This is a genomic window from Rhizobium sp. NLR16a (assembly GCF_017948245.1).
Lineage (GTDB): Bacteria > Pseudomonadota > Alphaproteobacteria > Rhizobiales > Rhizobiaceae > Rhizobium.
In genome coordinates this window covers 157,139-175,769 of record NZ_CP072871.1, presented here as the reverse complement: position 1 = coordinate 175,769, position 18,631 = coordinate 157,139, and the positions used below count along the sequence as shown (strand labels likewise).

Here is an 18,631-nt window from a genome sequence, read left to right as displayed (position 1 = left end):
GCCTGCAACGCGGCCGGTCATTCATTCGTTCGTGAGGAGGAGGCTCGATGCCGTTCAGAACCCGGAGCGCCTATGCGTTCCTCGCCCCCTATCTGCTTGTTTTCGCCACCTTCTGGGTCTGGCCGATCATCGACTCGTTCCTGATTTCCTTTCAGAACACGCGCATCAATCCGTGGAAATACAGTTTCCAGGCCAACTGGGGCCGGCTCTTCTACGACCCTGCCTTCTATAATGCTCTGTACAACACGCTGATCATCCTGGTGATCCAGGTGCCTGTAATGATCGCGCTGGCCACCGTCATGGCCGTACTGCTCAATTCGCCGCTCCTGAAAGCGCGCCCGCTTTTCCGTTTCGCCTTCTTTGCCCCCGTCGTCGTCGGTGAGGTTGCCTACGCGGCCGTGTTCCGGCTGATGTTCAGCCTCGATTTCGGCATCGTCAACAAGATGATCTCAGCGGTCGGCTTCAGCCCGATCTCCTGGTTCGACAACGCCAATGCCGCAATGGGCGTAATCATCCTCGCCGTCACATGGCGCTGGGCCGGCTATAACGCCATCATCATCCTGGCCGGCCTGCAGGCCATCCCCGACGATGTCTACGAGGCCGCGACGCTCGACCGGGTGAACAAGACACAACAATTCTTCCACATCACCCTGCCGCTCTTAAAGCCGATCATCCTCTTCTGTGTGGTGCTCTCGGTGATCGGCACCATGCAGCTCTTTACCGAACCCTTCCTCATCACCAATCGCGGTGGTCCGGGCGGCGGCACGGAGACACTCGGCCTCTTCCTCTACCGCCAGGGTTTCACCTCGCTGAACTTCGGCTATGCCTCGGCGATCGCCTATACGATGGCCGCTCTCGCCGTGGTGATCTCCTTTTTCAATCTCTGGATCGGGAGGGACCCGAAATGAGATCCAAGTCGCAATCCCTTCTCATCCGTCAGATCGCGCTGCACGCCGCGCTGGCGCCGCTGGCGCTGATCTGGCTGTTTCCGCTGTGGATGATGTTCGTCTTCTCGACAATGCCCGACAACGGCATCTTCAATCCCGAGATCGTGCTGTGGCCATCGACCAACTTCGTCGAGAATTTCAAAAATCTGCAGGCCGATACCGATTTCGTTGGCGCAATGGTGATCTCCATCGGCGTGGCGCTTATCTATACCGTGCTCTCGGTGATGCTGACGTCGATGGCCGGCTGGGCGCTGGCACGTTACCGTTTTGTCGGCCGCTCCGTCGTCATCGCCATCATCCTCGGTACGATCACACTGCCGTTCTCCGTGGTCGTCATCCCGCAATTCATCATGGTGGCGCGCGAGTTCAAGCTGGCAAACACCTGGGTGGCACTGATCGTGCCGCCGCTCTTCAATTCCCTCGGCGTCTTATTCATGCGGCAGTCTTTCTCAATGATGCCGGGCGAGCTCTTCGACGCGGCCCGCGTCGAGGGGGTCAAGGAATGGCAGATCTTCCTGCGCATCGCCCTGCCGCTGGCGCGTCCGACCATGGCGGCATTGGCGATCATTCTCTTCCTGCATTCGTGGAACAATTACCTCTGGCCGCTGCTCATCAATTCCAGACCGGGGATGATGACGGCGCCGGTGGCATTGGGAACGCTGATCGGCCTCACCAAGGTGTCCTGGGGCGGCATCATGGCCGGCGCGGTGCTGCTGACGGCGCCGATCCTCGTCGTCTTCGTGGCGCTCCAGCGCCATTTCATCGCTGGCATCGCGGCCGGCGCAATCAAGTAATCGGGGAAGCCGAATGGCAGAGCTTTCATTGACCAACATCGTCAAACGCTTCGGCGGCTTCGAGATCATCCATGGCGCCAATCTGGAGGTGAAGGACGGCGAATTCGTCGTCTTCGTCGGCCCTTCCGGCTGTGGCAAGTCCACGCTGCTGAGGATGATCGCCGGTCTCGAGGATATTACATCGGGCGAGCTTCGGATCGGAGGCAAGGTCGTCAACGACGTCGAGCCGGCCGATCGCGGCATCGCCATGGTCTTCCAATCCTATGCGCTCTATCCGCATCTGACGGTCGAGGAGAATTTGAGCTTCGGCTTGCGCATGAACGGCAACCCGAAGTCCGATACCGAGCGGCGCGTGAGCCATGTCGCCGATATCCTGCAGATCACCGAACTGATGAAACGGCGGCCAAAACAGCTTTCCGGCGGTCAACGGCAGCGCGTCGCCATCGGGCGCGCCATCGTGCGCGAACCTGAGGTCTTCCTGTTCGACGAACCCCTATCGAACCTCGACGCAGAGCTGCGCGTGCAGATGCGTGTGGAAATATCAAGGCTGCACAAACAGCTCGGCACGACGATGATATACGTGACCCACGATCAGACGGAAGCGATGACGCTCGCCGACCGCATCGTCGTGCTGCGCGCCGGCAACATCGAGCAGATCGGCGCGCCGCTCGACCTCTATGACGATCCGGCCAACCAGTTCGTCGCCGGTTTCGTCGGCTCGCCGAAGATGAATTTCTTGAAAGCCGCGGTCGTCGAGGCGCAGCCGGGCAGGGCGGTGATCGCGCTGGAGAGCAATCCGGCGACGCGCCTGCCGCTGTCCGTCGCCGATCGCATCGAAACCGGTGCGAAAGTGACCCTCGGCATCCGGCCCGAACATTTCGTCGATGCAGGTGCCGGCGATACCGATCTTACCGTTGCCATAGATGTCGCCGAACACCTCGGCAATACCAGCTACATCTATGCCGCCGTCGGCGACGAACAGCTGATCATCGAGCGGCCGGAATCGCGCACATCAGGCAATCGCGAGACGCTGACCGTCGGCCTTCCCGCCAGCCGCACATTCCTTTTCGACGGCGCTGGCAAACGGCTCCGCTAAACCGCAATCCCAAGGCAGAAAGACGAAAGAGGTTTCCATGACTTCAGATCAACCGATCCGCTGGGGCATCATCGGCCCCGGCACCATCGCTCGCACCTTTGCCGATGGCGTTGCCCACTCGCGCACCGGCAAACTGGTCGCGATCGCCACCCGCAACCCTTCCAAGCCGGGACTTGCCGAAAACTTCCCGGGCGCCCGCATCGTCGATGGTTACGAGGCGCTGCTTTCCGACCCCGAAGTCGATGCGGTCTATATTTCCGTGCCCCATACCGGCCATGCCGAATGGGCGATCAAGGCGGCGCGCGCCGGCAAGCACATCCTGGTGGAAAAGCCGATCGCGCTTTCGGCCTATGATGCCGAAGCCGTTTATTACGAAGCCAAGAAAGCCGGCGTCTTTGCTGGCGAAGCTTTCATGTACCGGGTGCATCCGCAGACGGAAAAGCTGGTTCAGCTGATCAAGAGCGGCGTCATCGGCACGATCCGCATCATCCGTTCGAGCTTCGGCTTCAACATGGGCAGCTATAAGCCGGAGCATCGGCTTTTCGCCAATGATACCGCCGGCGGCGGCATTCTCGATGTCGGCGGCTATCCTGTTTCCATGGCGCGGTTGATCTCTGGCGCCGCGGAAGGCAAAGCCTTCCTCGAGCCGGAGAAGGTGTCGGGCGTCGCCCATCTCGGAGAGAGCGGCGTCGACGAATGGGCGTCGGCCGTGCTCAAGTTCCCGAACGAGATCATCGCCGAAGTCTCCTGCTCGATCATGGCTCAGCAGGACAATGTGCTGCGCATCATCGGCTCCGAAGGCCGGATCGAGGTCGCGGATTTCTGGTTCGCCTCCGGCCACAAGGGCGGCGTCGGCAAGATCGAGATCTTCAAGGGCGGCAAACAGGAGACGGTAGAGGTCAAGGAAGAGCGCTGGCTCTATTCCTTCGAAGCGGACGCGGCGGGCGATGCGATCCGGGCCGGCAGAACCGAGTTCAGTTCTCCAGGCATGAGCTGGGCCGATTCGATCGGAAACCTGCGCGTGCTCGACCAGTGGCGCGCCTCGGTCGGGCTCGAATATGGCGTCGAAAAAGCCGCCAAACGCACGGCCAATATATCAGGCGGCGCGGTCACGCGCGGCAACAGCATTCCGCAGCGACAGATTCCGGGCATCTCCAAGCCGGCTTCGGTCGTGACCCTCGGCTTCGAGTTCTTCCCGAACTTTGCCGCCGCCTCCCTGACGCTCGACGCCTTCTACGAAGCCGGCGGCAACGCCTTCGATACGGCTTTTGTCTATGGCGCCGGCAAGACGGAGGCGATCTTCGGGGACTGGCACACCAGCCGCAAGGTGCCGCGCGAGGAGATCGTGCTGATCGGCAAGGGCGCGCATTCGCCGCTCTGCTATCCCGACATGATTGCAAAGCAGCTCGACCAGTCGCTCGCCCGGCTGAAGACCGACTATGTCGACATCTATTTCATGCATCGCGACAATACCGACGTGCCTGTCGGCGAATTCGTCGATGCCATGGATGCCGAGGTCAAACGCGGCCGCATCCGCGGCATCTTCGGCGGCTCGAACTGGACGCGCGCACGTTTCGACGAGGCGATCGCCTATGCCGAAAAGACCGGCAAGAGGGCACCGGCAGCGCTCTCCAACAACTTCTCGCTTGCTGAGATGCTCGATCCGATCTGGGCCGGCTGCGTCGCCGCCTCCGACGACGACTGGAAGACGTGGCTTAACGACAAGCAGATCCCGAACTTCGCTTGGTCGAGCCAGGGCCGCGGCTTCTTCACCGACCGCGCTGGCCGCGACAAGCGGGACGATGAGGAGATCGTGCGGGTCTGGTATTCCGAGCGCAATTTCGGGCGCCGCGACCGCGCCATCGAGCTTGCCAACAAGCTCGGCCGCAACCCGATCCACATCGCGCTCGCCTATGTGATCGCCCAGCCTTTCCCGGTCATTCCATTGATCGGGCCGCGCACCATCGCCGAGCTGGAGGACAGCCTCTCGGCGCTCGACATCAAGCTGACACCCGATCAGGTGAAGTGGCTGGAAGGCTGATAAAACAGGGAAAGGGCGCGGTTCGAAGCCGCGCCCTTCGCATATTTATTTGCGCGTTTCGGACGCCTTTCTTCCGGCTGCGTCGTCCATCAGCTCGTACCACATGGCGTTGAGGACAGCGAAGGCGGCTGCCAGCGGCAGGCCGAGAATCCATGCGAAATACCACATCGTTTCGTCTCCCTCAGTAAGCGTGACTGTTCTTGTCTGTGATCGATTTCTCGTCGACCTTGCCCCACAAAACCCTATAGACCCAGGCGGTGTAGGCAAAGATGATCGGCAGGAATATCGCCGATACCACGAGCATGATGAACAGCGTCATGTGGCTGGAGGATGCATCCCAAACCGTCAGGCTCGAGCGCGGATCGAGGGAGGAGGGCAGGATGAACGGGAACATCGACAGGCCGACCGTTGAGATGATCCCCAGTATCGCGATCTTACTGAAAAGCAGTGTCATCACCTCGCGCCTTGCCCGCATGGCGATGAAGGCCAATGCCGCACCGGCAAAGCCGAGGACGGGCGCGACGATCATCCATGAATGGGCGGTGTAGTTGGCAAGCCATGCGCCGTTCTCAGGCACCACCGTCTTCAGCAACGGATTGGAAGGCCCGATCGGGCTGATATCGCTGCTGATGCGATAGCCACTGACGCCGACCCATAGGAAGAGCCCGCCGAGGGCAAATAGCACGATGGCCGCCAGGGCGGCGATACTGCCATAACTCCTGGCGCGTTCCGCAACCGGCCCGCTCGCCTTCAACACCAGCCAGGCCGCGCCGTGCATCGTCAGCATGGCGACGGAGAGCAGGCCGCAGAGCAAAGCATAGGGGTTGAGCAGGGCAAAGAACGAGCCTTCGTAGAAGATCCGCATATCGTCGGCAAAGCGGAAGGGCACGCCCTGCAGCACATTGCCGACGGCAACGCCGAAGATCAGCGCCGGCACGAAGCCGCCGATGAAGAGCGCCCAGTCCCAGCCGTAGCGCCAGCGGACACTTTCCCGCTTCGACCGGTATTTGAAACCGACCGGACGCAGGATGAGTGCGAAGAGGATCGCAAACATTGCGAGATAAAAGCCCGAGAAGGAGACTGCATAAAGCGGCGGCCAGGCGGCGAAGATGGCGCCGCCGCCGAGAATCAACCAGACTTGGTTGCCTTCCCAGGTTGCGCCGATGGTGTTGATTGCCAGGCGCCGTTCCGTATCGGTCCTGGCGACGAAGGGCAGGAGCGTGCCGACGCCGAGGTCGAAGCCGCCGGTCGTCGCAAAGGCGATCAGCAAGACGCCGAGCAGCAGCCACCAGATGACGCGCAGGGTTTCATAATCGAGGAGTTCGTGAAGGATCATGACAGGTCACTCCGCGGCCGGGACGAGGGTTTCGGAAATCAGCACGGCTTCCGGCGCGTCGTCCGGTTCCGGTCCCTGGCGGATCGCCTTGATCATTAGACCCATCTCGATGACGATCAGAACCGTGTAGAGCGCGGCAAAACCGATGATCGTCAGAAGCACGGTGCCGGCGCCGAGGCTGGAGACGGCTGCCGCCGTCGGCAGCACGCCTTCGATCACCCAGGGCTGGCGGCCGAATTCGGCGACGACCCAGCCGAGCTCGATGGCGACCCAGGGAAGCGGGATCGCCAGCATGGCAATCCGCAGCAGCAGCGGATATTTGTCGAGATGGCGCCGCGCCGATAGCCAGAAGAAGGTTGATGTAAGCAGGATGAAGAAGATGCCGAGCCCAACCATGATGCGGAAGGACCAGAAGAGGGTCGGCACATGCGGGATCGTATCACGCGCCGCCTGAACGATCTGCGCGTCGGTCGCCTGGCGGGGATCGTCGACATAACGCTTCAGCAGAAGGGCATAACCGAGATCATGGCCGAGATCCTCGAAGGAGGTGCGCACTTCCTGCGCAACCTGATCCTGCGTCGGCGCTGCGCGGATCTGCATAAGCGCATCGTAAGCTCTGATGCCGCCGCGGATGCGGGCTTCGGCTTGCTGTTCGAGCTTATCGATTCCGGGTATTTCCGTCGTCAGCGATCGTGTGCCGATCAAGCCCATGACCCAGGGGATATGCACGGCGAAATGTGTTTCGCGCGCTTCCTGATCCGGAAAGCCGAAGGCGGTGAAGGCGGCCGGAGCCGGCTCCGTCTTCCACATGCCTTCGATCGCGGCGAGCTTCATCTTCTGGTTTTCGGTTGCCAGATAACCGCTCTCGTCACCCAACACGACGACGGACAGCGCCGAGGCAAGACCGAAGGAGGCGGCGACCGTCATCGAACGCTTGGCAAGCTCGATCTGCCGGCCCTTCAGCACATACCAGGCCGAGACGCCGAGCACGAAGATCGAAGCGCAGACGTAGCCTGCCGACACGGTATGAACGAATTTCGCCTGGGCGACCGGGTTGAAGACGACGTCGAAGAAGCTTGTGATCTCCATGCGCATCGTCTGCGGATTGAGTGCCGATCCCACCGGGTTCTGCATCCAGCCATTGGCTATGAGAATCCAAAGGGCGGAAAAATTCGAGCCGAGCGCCACAGCCCAGGTGGCGACGAGATGGCCGACCTTCGACAGCTTGTCCCAGCCGAAGAAGAACAGCCCGACGAAGGTGGCCTCCAGGAAGAAGGCCATCAAGCCTTCGATCGCCAGCGGCGCGCCGAAGATGTCGCCGACATAATAGCTGTAATAGCTCCAGTTCATGCCGAACTGGAATTCCATGACGATGCCGGTGGCGACGCCGAGCACGAAATTGATGCCGAACAGCGTGCCCCAGAATTTTGTCATCTGCCGCCAGATCTGGCGGCCGGTCATCACATAGACGGTTTCCATGATCGCCAGGAGCACGGACAGGCCGAGCGTCAGCGGCACGAACAGGAAGTGGTAAAGCGCCGTCAGCGCGAATTGGAAGCGCGAAAGTGCTACGATATCTAGTTCCATTGTCTTTCTCCCACGGTCCCACGGGGTACGGAGCGTTCCTCAGCGCCGGCCGGCGGGTGAGGGCATGCGGGTCTTGCTCAGTCCGATCGAAGCCGGTCGAGCGCCTTTTCGAACGCCGCCTCCCCACGGCGCGAAACTTCCGAAATACGGCCGCCCTCGATGACGGCGATGCGGTCGGCAACCGCAGCCTCGCGGCGGATATGCGTGGCGATCACCAGCGAGCGGCCTGCCGCCATTAACGACAGCTGTGAGAGCACATCGCGAGCGGTGGCGCCGTCGAGGCCTTCGGTCGGCTCGTCGAGCAGCCAGAGCGGCGTGTCGCGCAGGAACAGCCGGGCAAGCGCCAGCCGGCGCGACTGGCCGCCCGAAAGTCCGAGCCCACACTCGCCGAGCCTTGTGTCGATCCCCTTTGGCATGGCCTCGATATCGGCAAGCAGGCCGGCGGCGGCGAGCGCTTCGCGAAGGCGGTCCTCGCTCGCATCCGGGTTCGCAAGAAGAAGGTTGCCGCGCAGGCTATCCTCGAAGAGTTCCGTCCGTTGCGTCAGCAAGGTCGCCCTCATCGCGGCGACGCTTCCTGCGCTTGCCGGCAACTCGCGGGAAAGCAGAGCGAGCACGCTCGACTTGCCGGCGCCGCTGCTGCCGATGACGGCAAGGCGTTCGCCCTGCTTGAGCACCAGGTCGATGTCCTCCAGCGCCGGCACGGCGGAATTCTCATGGAAGGCGGACACGCCAGCCAGAGAAAAGGCGTGTCCCGGCAGCGGCGTCGCTGGCGGTTGGGTCTCATCAGCGACGGCAAGCCGCGGTGCGATCCGCTTTGCGGCCAGCAGCGTTCGGCCGAGTTCCAGAGCCCCGCGGCGGAGCGCCGCGAAGGGTTCGACCGCCGCGAAGGCGACGAGCAGGCCGAGGGCTGCGATCGGCGCGCTAATCGCTTTCGTTTCCGTAAGCGCGGCCACCGTGAGCAGCGATGCCGTCAGCAGGAGCGTGGAGACGAGGCCGAAACCGAATGTCAGACCGGTTTCGACACGGTTCAACCGATCATCGGCTTGAGCCGCGTAACTGTCGGCATCCGCGATGGCGCTCCTCTGCGCCTTGAGCCGGCCGGCCATCAGCAGGTCGGTCTGGCCGGCGACGAGATCGATCGTCCGTGACCGCAGCGCCTCGATGCCATGGGCACGCCTGCGGGCGGGTTTGCGCGCAACGCGGCCCGCGATCAATGGCAGGCCAAGGCCGGCTCCGGCGAGAAAGAGGCCGAAACACAGGCCGAACGGGGGATGCATCAGGCCCAGCACCACGCTCGCAGTCAGTGTTGCGCCGATCGCGACAGCAGCCGGCACGAGAATTCGGAGATAGAGGGAATCAAGCGCATCGATATCGCCCGTCAGCCGGAACAGCAGTCTCGCCGGACGGTGCGCCAGAGCACGGGCAGCACCCGGTTCGGCAAAGCCGCGAAACAGTCTTTCGCGCAGCGCGGCAAGCACGCCGAGTGTTGCATCATGGGTCGCAAGCCTCTCGCCGTAGCGTGCCGCCGTCCTGACGACGGCGAGCAGGCGGATGCCGGCGGCCGGTGCGAAAACGTCGAAGGTCATGGCGGCCGCGGCCGATAGCCCGGCAAGGGAAGTGGCGGTGATGAACCAGCCGGAGAGTCCGAGCAGCGCGACCCCTGCCGTCACCGTTGCCGCCGAAAGCACGGCGCCGACAAACAACGCGCGTCGACGTTCGGCCAAGAACAGACGAAGGATCGGCTTGATGTCTGCAACAAAGAAGCTCATTCAGCCGCCTCCCTCATGGCGAAATCCGCATCGATGCGGATGGCGCGGTGCATGCGGGCGGCGAGCAGCGGATCATGTGTCGCGACGATGAGGGTACGACCCCGCGCCAGCGCGAGCAAGGTCTCGGTCACATCAGCCGCCGTGTCCGCGTCGAGATGCGCGGTCGGCTCGTCGGCCAGAATGATCTTCAGATCAGGATTGCAAGCAGCGCGTGCGATCGCAAGCCGCAGCGCCTCGCCGCCGGAAAGACCGATCCCGCCTTCGCCGAGCGGCTGGCCCCCATAAGCGTCGGCAACCTTTCCGAGGCTGGCGGCGGCAAGCGCGTCCGCCACGTCGCCGCGCGAGATACCAGGCCTGCCGAGTGCGATATTGCCTGCGATGGTACCGGCAAAGATATGCGGCTTTTGGCCGATCCAAGCCATCGCGCCCCGCAGCGTGGCGACGGTGTCATCCCCAAGCTCGATGCCACCGATGACGATGCGGCCACCGACGCAGGGCGCCATTCCCGCTATCAGCGAAAGAAGCGTTGACTTGCCGGAGCCGCTGGCACCAAGCAGCGCCAGATGTTCGCCGGCGGCGATATCGAGGTTGAAGCGGTCGAGGATCAGCGGCTCGTCGGCGCCGTAACCAAAGGCGAGATTTTCAAGTCGGATGCCGGGCGCCTCGGTGCTGGCGAGAGCCGCCGGTTCGGCCAATCCTCGAATGGACAGACCTTCGGCGGCAAGCGCGTCCAGGCCTTTCAGCGCCGCTTCCCCCGCCGCCCGGTCGTGCCAGACGGCCGAGAGTTCGCGCAGCGGCTCGAAGAAGGCCGGCGCCAGCAGCAGCATGAACAGTCCCTCTGTCAGGTCAAGCCGTCCTGTCCAAGTGCCGAAACGGATTTCGCCGAGCAGGCTGAAGCCGACATAGACGGCAACCATAGCCACGCCGAGCGCTGCCAAAAGCTCGAGCACGGCCGAGGACAGAAAGGCGATCTTCAGCACGGACATAGTGCGCGCACGCAGCGATTCCGCCTCGCGACGCAGCCGCAGGGCCGTTGTATCGACCGCATCCAGAGCACGGATCGTCGTCAGTCCGCGCAGGCGGTCGAGTAGGAAGCCGTTGAGATCGCCGGTCGCCACAAGCTGCTTTTCGCTGGCCGCCTGGGCGCGCCAACCGATCAGCGCCATGAAGATCGGAATCAGCGGCGCGGCAAACAGCAGGACCAGCGCGGCGATCCAGGAGACGGCGAGGATAAAGACAAGGATGACGAGCGGCACAAGGCTCGCTTTCACCCGCGCCGGCTGGAAACGGGCGAGATAGGGCACGATGAGCTCAGCCTGTTCGCCGATGACACTCGCGGCTTTGCCGGATGCCGGCCGGCCGCGGTCGACCGGCGACGCCAAGGAGAGGGAAGCGGCCGCCGCCTGCCGCTTTCGGCTGAGTTCGCTCCGCGCGGCGCGGAAGGCCAGGCGCCCCCCAGCCGCGTCGAGACAGCTTCTTACCAATCCGAGAACGAGAATGCCAAAGGCCGGCCAGAGAACGTCATGCTGCCCGCCGCCGCCGGCGAGACGGCCAACCGAGACGGCCAGCAGCGCAGCCTGCGGGATCCAGATGACGGCGGCCAGCGCCTGCAGCATCGCCGCATTGCGCAGCCGGCCTTTGCCCGCATCGGCGCGTGGTGTCGCGACCTTTCCAGCCCGCGGCCGTCCATCCGCTTCGTTTGTCGCGTCGAAGAAAGCAGTGCCCATGCCGCTAACTCTTGTTCGCAGGATTCGGCCGGCGGCTGCGGCCGAGCGAGATGACTCGGTCCTTGGCCTCCAGAAGCTTTGTCACTTTCGCGCCCAGCGAGAGTAGCGTCGCGAGCCTTTCCGTTTCAAGTTGTTTTACGTCTTCATACCAATGCGTCAGCTGTTCGATCAGCGTATGCATCTCGCCCATGCGTTCCTGCGCATAGCGCTCGGTTTCGCTTGCCGGGCGCTGCATCAGGATTTCGCGCAAAACCGACAGCGTCGGGTCGACCTCCCGTTTCTTCCGCTCCTCGGCAAGCGTCCTCAATATCTGCCAGACATCATCGGGTGTGGTGAAGAAATCGCGGCGATCATCCGGCTTGTGTTTGAGAAGGACGAGATTCCAGGCCTGCAGCTCGCGCAGGCTCATCGACACATTGGAGCGCGAGATGCTGAGGGAATCGGCGATCTCCTCGGCGCAGAGCGAGGCGGGGGAGACGAATAGCAGGGCGTAGATCTGACCGACTGTGCGATTGATCCCCCAGCGCGATCCCATTTCCCCGAAATGGAGAACAAAGGACTGAACGAGAGGCGGAAGGTTCATGTCAATTTCCGTTGAGTCTGTGATTTCAGAAATTTCTGAAATCACTATACAGAGCTTTACCTCCCGCCGACAATCAGCAAGAGGTGCCTGCGTCAATTTGGATATTGTCAATTCACGCGTGGTATTGACCGCAGCGGATTACGCGGCGCAACTCCGCGGTTCGTCAGCGCAATAATGCGAAAACTATGTCCGGCATTGCATCGCGCATGCCGAGCGTAATTGTCCGAGCGAGGTGCGTTAGCTGCGTATCGGCTTCTTGCCGAAATGCGGACAGATCAGATCAGACCGGCCAGGATGCCCAGTCCCGAGATGGCGGCAAGGCCGCCGGCCGCCCGCGTGACGAAAACGCCCTGGCGTTCGCCGGCGCGGCCGATCACGCAGCCAAGCGCGAGGCCGGCGCCATGCAGCAGTCCGGTTGCCATCATGAAGCCGGCAGCATAGGCGGCGCCGGCAGCGTCGTCCGGCATTTCGGCGCCGTGCGCATGGCCATGAAAGATGGCGAAGAGACCCGCCATGCCGAGCGCCGTAGCCAGCGGCGCCCTGACATTGATTGCAATCATGCCCCCCAGAACGACGACGGAAAGCGCAATGCCTGTCTCAACGAAGGGAAGATCAACGCCGGCAACGCCGAGAGCACCGCCAAATGCCATCATCAGGACGAAGGTCAACGGCAAGAGCCAGATGGCGCGACCGCCGAGCTGGAAAGCAACCACACCGACCATCACCATGGCAAGGACATGATCGAGGCCGGAGATCGGATGAGCAAAGCCGTGGCTGAAGCCGGCAGCGTCGCCGACGGCAGGATGGGCGGAAGCGACAGCCGGTAGCGCTGCGGCAGCCAAGGCAAGCAGGCCGCTCTTAAGTACTGACTTCATGGTTCGTTTCCTTTGCAATTCTTCGACTTCCTGCCGGGATGCCTCAAGCTAATTCAGGCAGTTCGGACCGTCAACAGAAAAGCCACGAATAGCCAGAGAATTCAATTGCTTATCTGATAGGCAAATGCCGCTTTCCATTGCTTCGGCCACTCATGATCAGCACCGGTGCGCGGTTCGCTCTGCAATTTCTCGTCCACCAACTGGAAACGGCCGCGGTCGGAGGTTATCAATTCTCCAGCCGGCAACGCAAGCCGCCGCGACGGAGGAGATGCCGATGACAAATGCCGAACGACCGCTGGCAATCAGCGCGCCCGAGCCGCGCACGCTCGATCTGATCTTCAGCGATAAGGCACGCGCCGAACTGCAGGCGAAATACGAAGTTGTCGAAGCCGATCCGAAGAACATCGCCGGGCTTGGCGACGAAATTCTCGGCAGAGCGCGCTATGTGATCGGTCAGCCGCCGCTCTCGGCGGAAACGCTCGCCAGAATGCCGGCTCTACGCTCGATCCTCAACGTCGAGAGCAATCTTCTCAACAACATGCCCTATGACGTGCTGTTCGAGCGCGGCATCCATGTCGTGACGACGGGCCAGGTTTTCGCCGAGCCGGTGGCCGAAATCGGTCTCGGCTTTGCGCTGGCCCTGGCGCGCGGCATCGTCGATGCCGACGTGGCCTTTCGCCAGGGCAGCGAGCTCTGGGGCGGGGAGGGCAATGCGAGCGCGCGGCTGATCGCCGGTTCCGAGATCGGCATTGTCGGCTTCGGCGATCTCGGCAGAGCGCTGCGCCGCTTGCTGTCCGGTTTCAGGGCGCGCATCCGGGTCTTCGATCCCTGGCTGCCCCGCTCGATCCTCGAAGAAAACGGCGTCGAGCCCGCAAGCCTGGAGGATGTCCTGACGAAGAGCGATTTCGTCTTTGTCGTCGCAGCCGTCACCAGCGAAAACAGGGGATTTCTCGGTACCGAGGCCTTTTCCAGCATGCGCAGGGGAGCGGCCTTCATCCTGCTCAGCCGCGCCGACGTTGTCGATTTCGACGCATTGATGGCGGCCGTTTCGTCAGGCCATATCGTCGCGGCAAGCGACGTCTACCCTGAAGAGCCGCTGCCGCCTGATCATCCGGTACGCAGCCTGAAGGGCTTCATCCGCTCGGCGCACCGGGCCGGAGCGCTCGACAGCGCCTTCAAGAAGATGGGCGACATGGTGCTCGAGGACATGGACCTGATGGATCGCGGCCTGCCGCCGATGCGCTGCAAACGGGCGGAGCGCGAGACGGTCTCCCGCATGCGCTCCAAGCCGGTCGCGGTGAATTGAAGATGCCGCCCAAGCTGATTGACAGCCTGGGCGGCGTGAATAAGAGCCTTCTTTAAGCGGCGCGCTGCCCGGTGCCCTGGATCGCGGCGAGTTTCCAGTCCGCGCCCGGCCTGCGCACGAAGGTCCATATCTCGGTGCTTTCGCTCGGACGGCGGTCGTCGCCGGAAACGACGCGACCGCTGTCGCGTTCGACCATCGCATCGATCGAGGAATAACGCATAGCGAGCGTCGCATATTCCTGGCCGTTCTCGCGCCAGGCCTCGGCAATATCGCCCTGCAGCAGCTTGACGTCGGAGACACGGTTGCGCACGCCGTTGGTGGCGTTTTCTCCCAGTTCCTCGGCAAGGTAGGACATGGCCTCGGGCGTCGTCAGCCGGCGCAACGCGCCGTAATCTTCGGCGCCGTAAGCGGTCTGCACGCTCGTCAGCAACTCCTCGAACTGGTCGAGATCAGCCTGGACCAGCCCGATCTCGTCGCTTAAGCGATTGCCGCGCGGCAGTCCGCCGTAACCGGCGCCCGAGCCGATCGCCGGGATCTGGAACGACGAAGAGTTCGTGGGCGACATTTTAACGGACTGGCCGTAGGACCGGCTCTGACCGCTGGCGCCGTAAGAAGGCTGGCGGCGGTTGGCGAAATAACGCATGGCAAGCATGACGGCGCCGCCGATCAAAGCGATCTGCAGCAGCATGCCGAGGAAGCCGAAGCCGCCGCCGAAACCCTGGCCGAGCAGCATGCCGAGGAGACCGCCGGCGATCAGCCCGCCGATCATCGAACGGCCGAAGCCGTTGAAGAAACCCGGGCGCTGCTGGGCGTAGCCGGGCTGCTGCGTGCTATAGGGTGCCGTCGTTTGCGGGCGCGGCGTCATCGATCGTTCGATGGGGGCAGCCGGGGCAGGCGCCGTACGGGTAACCGGAGGCGCGCTGAAAGTGCGGGTGCCACGGCTTCCGAACCCGCCGAAGCCGCCGGCGCGTCGCGCATCGGCATCGCTGATCGTGGCAAAAACGGTAGCGCTCGTCAGTACGGCAATGGCCGCCATCTTGGCAAAACGCGAAACGGCACTCGGCATTCCTGGTCTCCTGTCATGCACAATCACGGCATGTCGGGATAGAATATAGGTCGTCTTTCTTCTGTTTGAAGTTTTGCGAGTGTTTTACTGACAAACATCGACCCAACTGGCGCCGGTGAGCTCGGCCAGCCGTCCCGTAGCGATGCGCACGGCCGAATTGGTCGAGCCGGCCGCCGGTACGACTTCATCGAAACGTTTCAGCGAAATATCGCAATAGATCGGCAGCGGCGCGGGCAGGCCGAACGGGCAGACGCCGCCGACAGGATGGCTGGTGACCGCCACGACCTCTTCGGCATCGAGCATGCGCCCCTTGGCCCCGAAAGTGTCCTTGAACTTGCGATTGTCGAGCCGCGCCGTACCGCCGGCGACCACCAGCATCATCTGTTCGCCGACGCGCAGACAGATCGTTTTGGCGATCTGGGCGGGCTCGACGCCATGGGCTTCGGCGGCAAGGGCAACCGTCGAGGAACTCTCGGCGGTTTCGATGATGTCGATATCGGGTGCGTGAGCACGGAGGAAGGCGCGGACGGATTCAAGGCTCATGAGGCGATGCTAGACCAGGAAAGCCGCAATTTGAAGCACAAAAGATGCCCGTCTAACACTGCCGCTTGCAAGTCCCGCGCACATCGTCATAATAATTTTTGCACACGTGCTCAATTTTGTCATTCGACCGTTACATCAAGCCAATAGAGCGGGACTTGTCACGTTTCGCGGGCTCTCGAAGCGGTCGTCAACACCAGTGATGACCCGTCAAGAGGCTTCACACTGCTCTTCTGGGGAGATGAAGAAGATGACCATTTTGCCGACGTTGAAATCCCTTACGATCGCGGCTGCCATCCTGGCCTCGACCTCCGTATTTGCATTCGCCAAGGATGTTACCATCAGCGTCTGGGCCGGGGGCACCGGCCCGAACGACGTCTATCGTCTCGATGCCATCGAGATCGCGGCGCAGCAGCTGCAGCGCGAAGCCGCCCTCAAGGGCGAAGACCTGAAAATCACCGTCGAGAAAAAGCCCTATAGCGCCTGGGAAGACTTCAAACAGGCGCTGACCCTTGCCGCAGAAGCCAAGACCGCCCCGAACATCGTCGTAAGCGGCCATGAGGACATCGCGCCCTGGTCGCAATCCGGCCTGATCGTCCCGATCGAAGATTATGTCGACCTCGACTCCTGGCCGCTCAACGGCATCTACGAAAATCTTCTGAAGATCGCCTCCTACAACGGCACCGTCTACGGCATCCCGCAGGATGCCGAATCCCGGCCGATGTTCTTCTGGAAACCGTATATGAAGGCGATCGGCTACAGTGACGCCGATCTCGACGCCCTGCCGCAGAACGTGCAGGACGGTAAGTATACGATGAAGAACCTGCTCGAAGACGCCAGGAAGATGCAGGACAAGGGCCTCGTCCAGCCCGGCTACGGCTTTTATCCGCGCACCAGCAACGGTCCGGATTACTGGCAGTTCTACACCAGCTTCGGCGGCACGATGGAAGAAGGCGGCAAGCTTGTTTTCGACAAGGCTGCGATGGCACGCACTTACCAGTTCTTCGCCGACGCTGTTAAATCAGGCGTCACCAAGAAGAACCACATCGGCATGCCGGGCGACCAGTGGTGGAAGGAAGTCGCCACCGGCAAGGCCGGCATCTGGGACGGCGGCACCTGGCACTATGCCCGACTCGTCAATCAGGAAGGCCTCAAGGATTTCTTCGGCAACGTGATCTTCACGCTGATCCCGGCCGGCGAAGGGGGCAAGGCCAACACGCTGACGCATCCGCTCGTCTACCTCCTGACCGCAGGCCACGACAAGGAGGACACCGATATCGCCGCCAAGCTGATCACGATCGCCTCGGAGCCGCGCATCAATGCGTTGCATGCGGTCAAGTCAGCCCATCTCGGCATTTCTGAGGCGGAGTCTGAAGTGGATTTTTACTCGGCTGACCGCTGGACCCGCGAAGCCACCGAACGGCTGCTGCCGCATGCCAATGCGATGCCGAACAATTCCGATTTCGGCACCTATTGGAACATCATGTGGAAGAACCTCGAAGCTTCCTGGACCGGCGCCAAGACCGTCGACGCCGCCATCGGCGATGCCGAAAGCGAGCTGAAAAGCACGCTCGGTGACAAGATCGTCATCCGCTGAGATCGAAGCATCCCTCCGGACGGCGGCAACCCCGCCGCCCGATCGATCCCTTCGAGGAGGCTTCCATGAAAACGTCCAGAACGCTCGGACTGGTGATGATCGCGCCTGCGGCGGTCATGATCGTGCTGTTTTTCCTGATGCCGGTCGTTCTGACGGCAGTCTTCTCCATGACCAACATGACCACGGCGACTGGCATTTCAGGGGGCGTCTATCAGATCGCACCTAATTCGCTGATCACGCTGAAATCGGCGATGCCGGAGATCGCGGCCGAGATGGCCGAGCCGCGCTACACGATCGACGAAGCCGGCCTCAAGGCCGTGGAGGGCCTCGGCCTTGCGCCTGCGATCGCGGCGGAGTTGCGCGCCAAACACGCCGGCGAGATCTTTGCGACGCGGCGCGAGGTCGAACGCATGATCAAGGATCTTGCCGAACGCCCTTCGACGCGTGAGGTCAAACATATCTCCGAACAGTTCAACCGCTCCGTCCTCAACACGCGCTTCGACAGCAAGGAACAGCTGTTTTCGTCGCTGGACGGTCTGGGTTTCAAGCTGACGCCGGAGCAGAAGGAAACCGTCGCCAAGACCACCTATACCGGCTGGACCTGGACGACCGACAATTTCTCACGCATGGCCAGCTCGCCCGACATGGCGCGTGTGCTTTTCAATACCGTTCTCTATGTCGCGCTAGTATTGATGCTCTTCAACGTCGGTTATGCGCTGCTGCTTGCCATCTGGACGCATTACATGCCTCCGACGCCGGCCTCGATCTTTCGCGGCATCTGGCTCCTGCCGCGCATCACGCCCGTCGTCATCTACGTCATGCTGTGGAAGTGGCTCGCCTGGGACAGCGGCTTCATCTCCATCCTGATGGGCAAGTTCGGCTACCCCCCGAAGAACTATCTGCTCGATACCGCCTATAATGCCTGGTTCTTCGTCGTGCTGATCAACGGCTTCATCGGCGCCTCGATGGGCATGCTGGTGTTCTCGTCGGCGATGAAGGCCATCCCGAAGAGCCAGTTCTATGCGAGCGAGGTCGACGGCGCCTCACGCTGGCAGCAGATCCGCTACATCATCCTGCCCCAGATGCGCTGGCCGATCCTCTTCGTCACCTGCTATCAGACGCTGTCGCTGCTCGCCTCCTTCAATGAAATCCTGCTCGCCACCAATGGCGGGCCGGGCAACGCGACCGAGGTCTGGGCGCTCTCCGCCTATCACACCGCACTCAGAAACTATGCCGGCAATCTCGAATACGGACTGGGTGCCGCCATGGCGCTGGTGCTCGTCGTCATCGGCGTGGTGCTGTCGCTGCTTTATCTGCGCGTCTTCAACTATGGCACGCTTGTCGCCAAGCCCTTGATCGAGGATTGA

General features: G+C 62.3%; 16 protein-coding genes. 7 read left to right on the top strand and 9 right to left on the bottom strand.

Annotation, left to right across the window (positions count from 1 at the left end):
* The first annotated feature begins 47 nt into the window (after positions 1–47).
* The 4 genes from J7U39_RS31200 to J7U39_RS31185 are packed head-to-tail and all read left to right on the top strand — an operon-like array spanning position 48 to position 4,878.
* Positions 48–908, top strand: a complete 861-nt coding sequence (locus J7U39_RS31200) for a sugar ABC transporter permease (protein WP_210633638.1) — start codon at positions 48–50, stop codon at positions 906–908.
* Entirely contained in the window at positions 905–1,741 is an 837-nt protein-coding gene (locus tag J7U39_RS31195) for a carbohydrate ABC transporter permease (protein WP_064806618.1), read from the top strand. Before J7U39_RS31200 ends, J7U39_RS31195 begins: the two co-directional genes overlap by 4 nt.
* A gap of 13 nt (positions 1,742–1,754) precedes the next feature.
* The gene (ugpC, locus tag J7U39_RS31190; protein WP_210633636.1) at positions 1,755–2,837 is read left to right on the top strand and encodes a sn-glycerol-3-phosphate ABC transporter ATP-binding protein UgpC; all 1,083 of its coding nucleotides are present in this window, start codon (positions 1,755–1,757) and stop codon (positions 2,835–2,837) included.
* A gap of 37 nt (positions 2,838–2,874) precedes the next feature.
* Positions 2,875–4,878 carry an aldo/keto reductase gene (locus J7U39_RS31185; RefSeq protein ID WP_210633634.1) on the top strand — a complete coding sequence of 668 codons (2,004 nt, stop codon included), beginning with the start codon at positions 2,875–2,877 and terminating at the stop codon, positions 4,876–4,878.
* Between the two features lie 45 nt (positions 4,879–4,923).
* Here the strand turns inward: J7U39_RS31185 and cydX are convergent, their stop codons facing one another.
* From cydX to J7U39_RS31150, 7 genes are all read right to left on the bottom strand, one after another.
* Positions 4,924–5,046: a cytochrome bd-I oxidase subunit CydX gene (gene cydX / locus J7U39_RS31180; protein ID WP_210633633.1), complete on the bottom strand. Its 123-nt coding sequence runs from the start codon at positions 5,044–5,046 to the stop codon at positions 4,924–4,926.
* Between the two features lie 13 nt (positions 5,047–5,059).
* A complete protein-coding gene (gene cydB / locus J7U39_RS31175; protein WP_210633631.1) occupies positions 5,060–6,214 on the bottom strand; it encodes a cytochrome d ubiquinol oxidase subunit II in 1,155 nt (384 codons plus the stop codon).
* Positions 6,215–6,220: 6 nt separating this feature from the next.
* The gene (locus J7U39_RS31170; RefSeq protein ID WP_210633629.1) at positions 6,221–7,801 is read right to left on the bottom strand and encodes a cytochrome ubiquinol oxidase subunit I; all 1,581 of its coding nucleotides are present in this window, start codon (positions 7,799–7,801) and stop codon (positions 6,221–6,223) included.
* A 77-nt stretch (positions 7,802–7,878) separates the two neighbouring features.
* Entirely contained in the window at positions 7,879–9,570 is a 1,692-nt protein-coding gene (locus J7U39_RS31165; RefSeq protein ID WP_210633628.1) for an amino acid ABC transporter ATP-binding/permease protein, read from the bottom strand.
* A complete protein-coding gene (gene cydD, locus J7U39_RS31160) occupies positions 9,567–11,297 on the bottom strand; it encodes a thiol reductant ABC exporter subunit CydD (RefSeq protein WP_210633626.1) in 1,731 nt (576 codons plus the stop codon). The genes J7U39_RS31165 and cydD overlap by 4 nt, the downstream gene beginning before the upstream one ends.
* Positions 11,298–11,301: 4 nt before the next feature.
* On the bottom strand, positions 11,302–11,880 hold the full coding sequence (locus J7U39_RS31155; protein WP_210633624.1) for a GbsR/MarR family transcriptional regulator: 579 nt from the start codon (positions 11,878–11,880) through the stop codon (positions 11,302–11,304).
* 275 nt (positions 11,881–12,155) lie between these two features.
* Positions 12,156–12,755 (bottom strand): HupE/UreJ family protein, encoded by a 600-nt coding sequence (locus tag J7U39_RS31150; RefSeq protein WP_210633622.1) that lies wholly within the window; start codon positions 12,753–12,755, stop codon positions 12,156–12,158.
* 274 nt (positions 12,756–13,029) lie between these two features.
* Between J7U39_RS31150 and J7U39_RS31145 the strand changes: the two genes are divergently transcribed.
* Positions 13,030–14,061 carry a hydroxyacid dehydrogenase gene (locus J7U39_RS31145; RefSeq protein WP_210633620.1) on the top strand — a complete coding sequence of 344 codons (1,032 nt, stop codon included), beginning with the start codon at positions 13,030–13,032 and terminating at the stop codon, positions 14,059–14,061.
* A 52-nt stretch (positions 14,062–14,113) separates the two neighbouring features.
* On the opposite strand, the gene J7U39_RS31140 is transcribed toward J7U39_RS31145, so the two are convergent.
* Positions 14,114–15,127: a Tim44 domain-containing protein gene (locus J7U39_RS31140; RefSeq protein ID WP_210633619.1), complete on the bottom strand. Its 1,014-nt coding sequence runs from the start codon at positions 15,125–15,127 to the stop codon at positions 14,114–14,116.
* Positions 15,128–15,211: 84 nt separating this feature from the next.
* Positions 15,212–15,670: a YbaK/EbsC family protein gene (locus tag J7U39_RS31135; RefSeq protein ID WP_210633617.1), complete on the bottom strand. Its 459-nt coding sequence runs from the start codon at positions 15,668–15,670 to the stop codon at positions 15,212–15,214.
* A gap of 247 nt (positions 15,671–15,917) precedes the next feature.
* Between J7U39_RS31135 and J7U39_RS31130 the strand changes: the two genes are divergently transcribed.
* Together J7U39_RS31130 and J7U39_RS31125 are read left to right on the top strand one after the other, a co-directional pair.
* The gene (locus J7U39_RS31130) at positions 15,918–17,264 is read left to right on the top strand and encodes an extracellular solute-binding protein (protein ID WP_210633616.1); all 1,347 of its coding nucleotides are present in this window, start codon (positions 15,918–15,920) and stop codon (positions 17,262–17,264) included.
* Between the two features lie 65 nt (positions 17,265–17,329).
* A complete protein-coding gene (locus tag J7U39_RS31125; RefSeq protein ID WP_210633614.1) occupies positions 17,330–18,631 on the top strand; it encodes a sugar ABC transporter permease in 1,302 nt (433 codons plus the stop codon).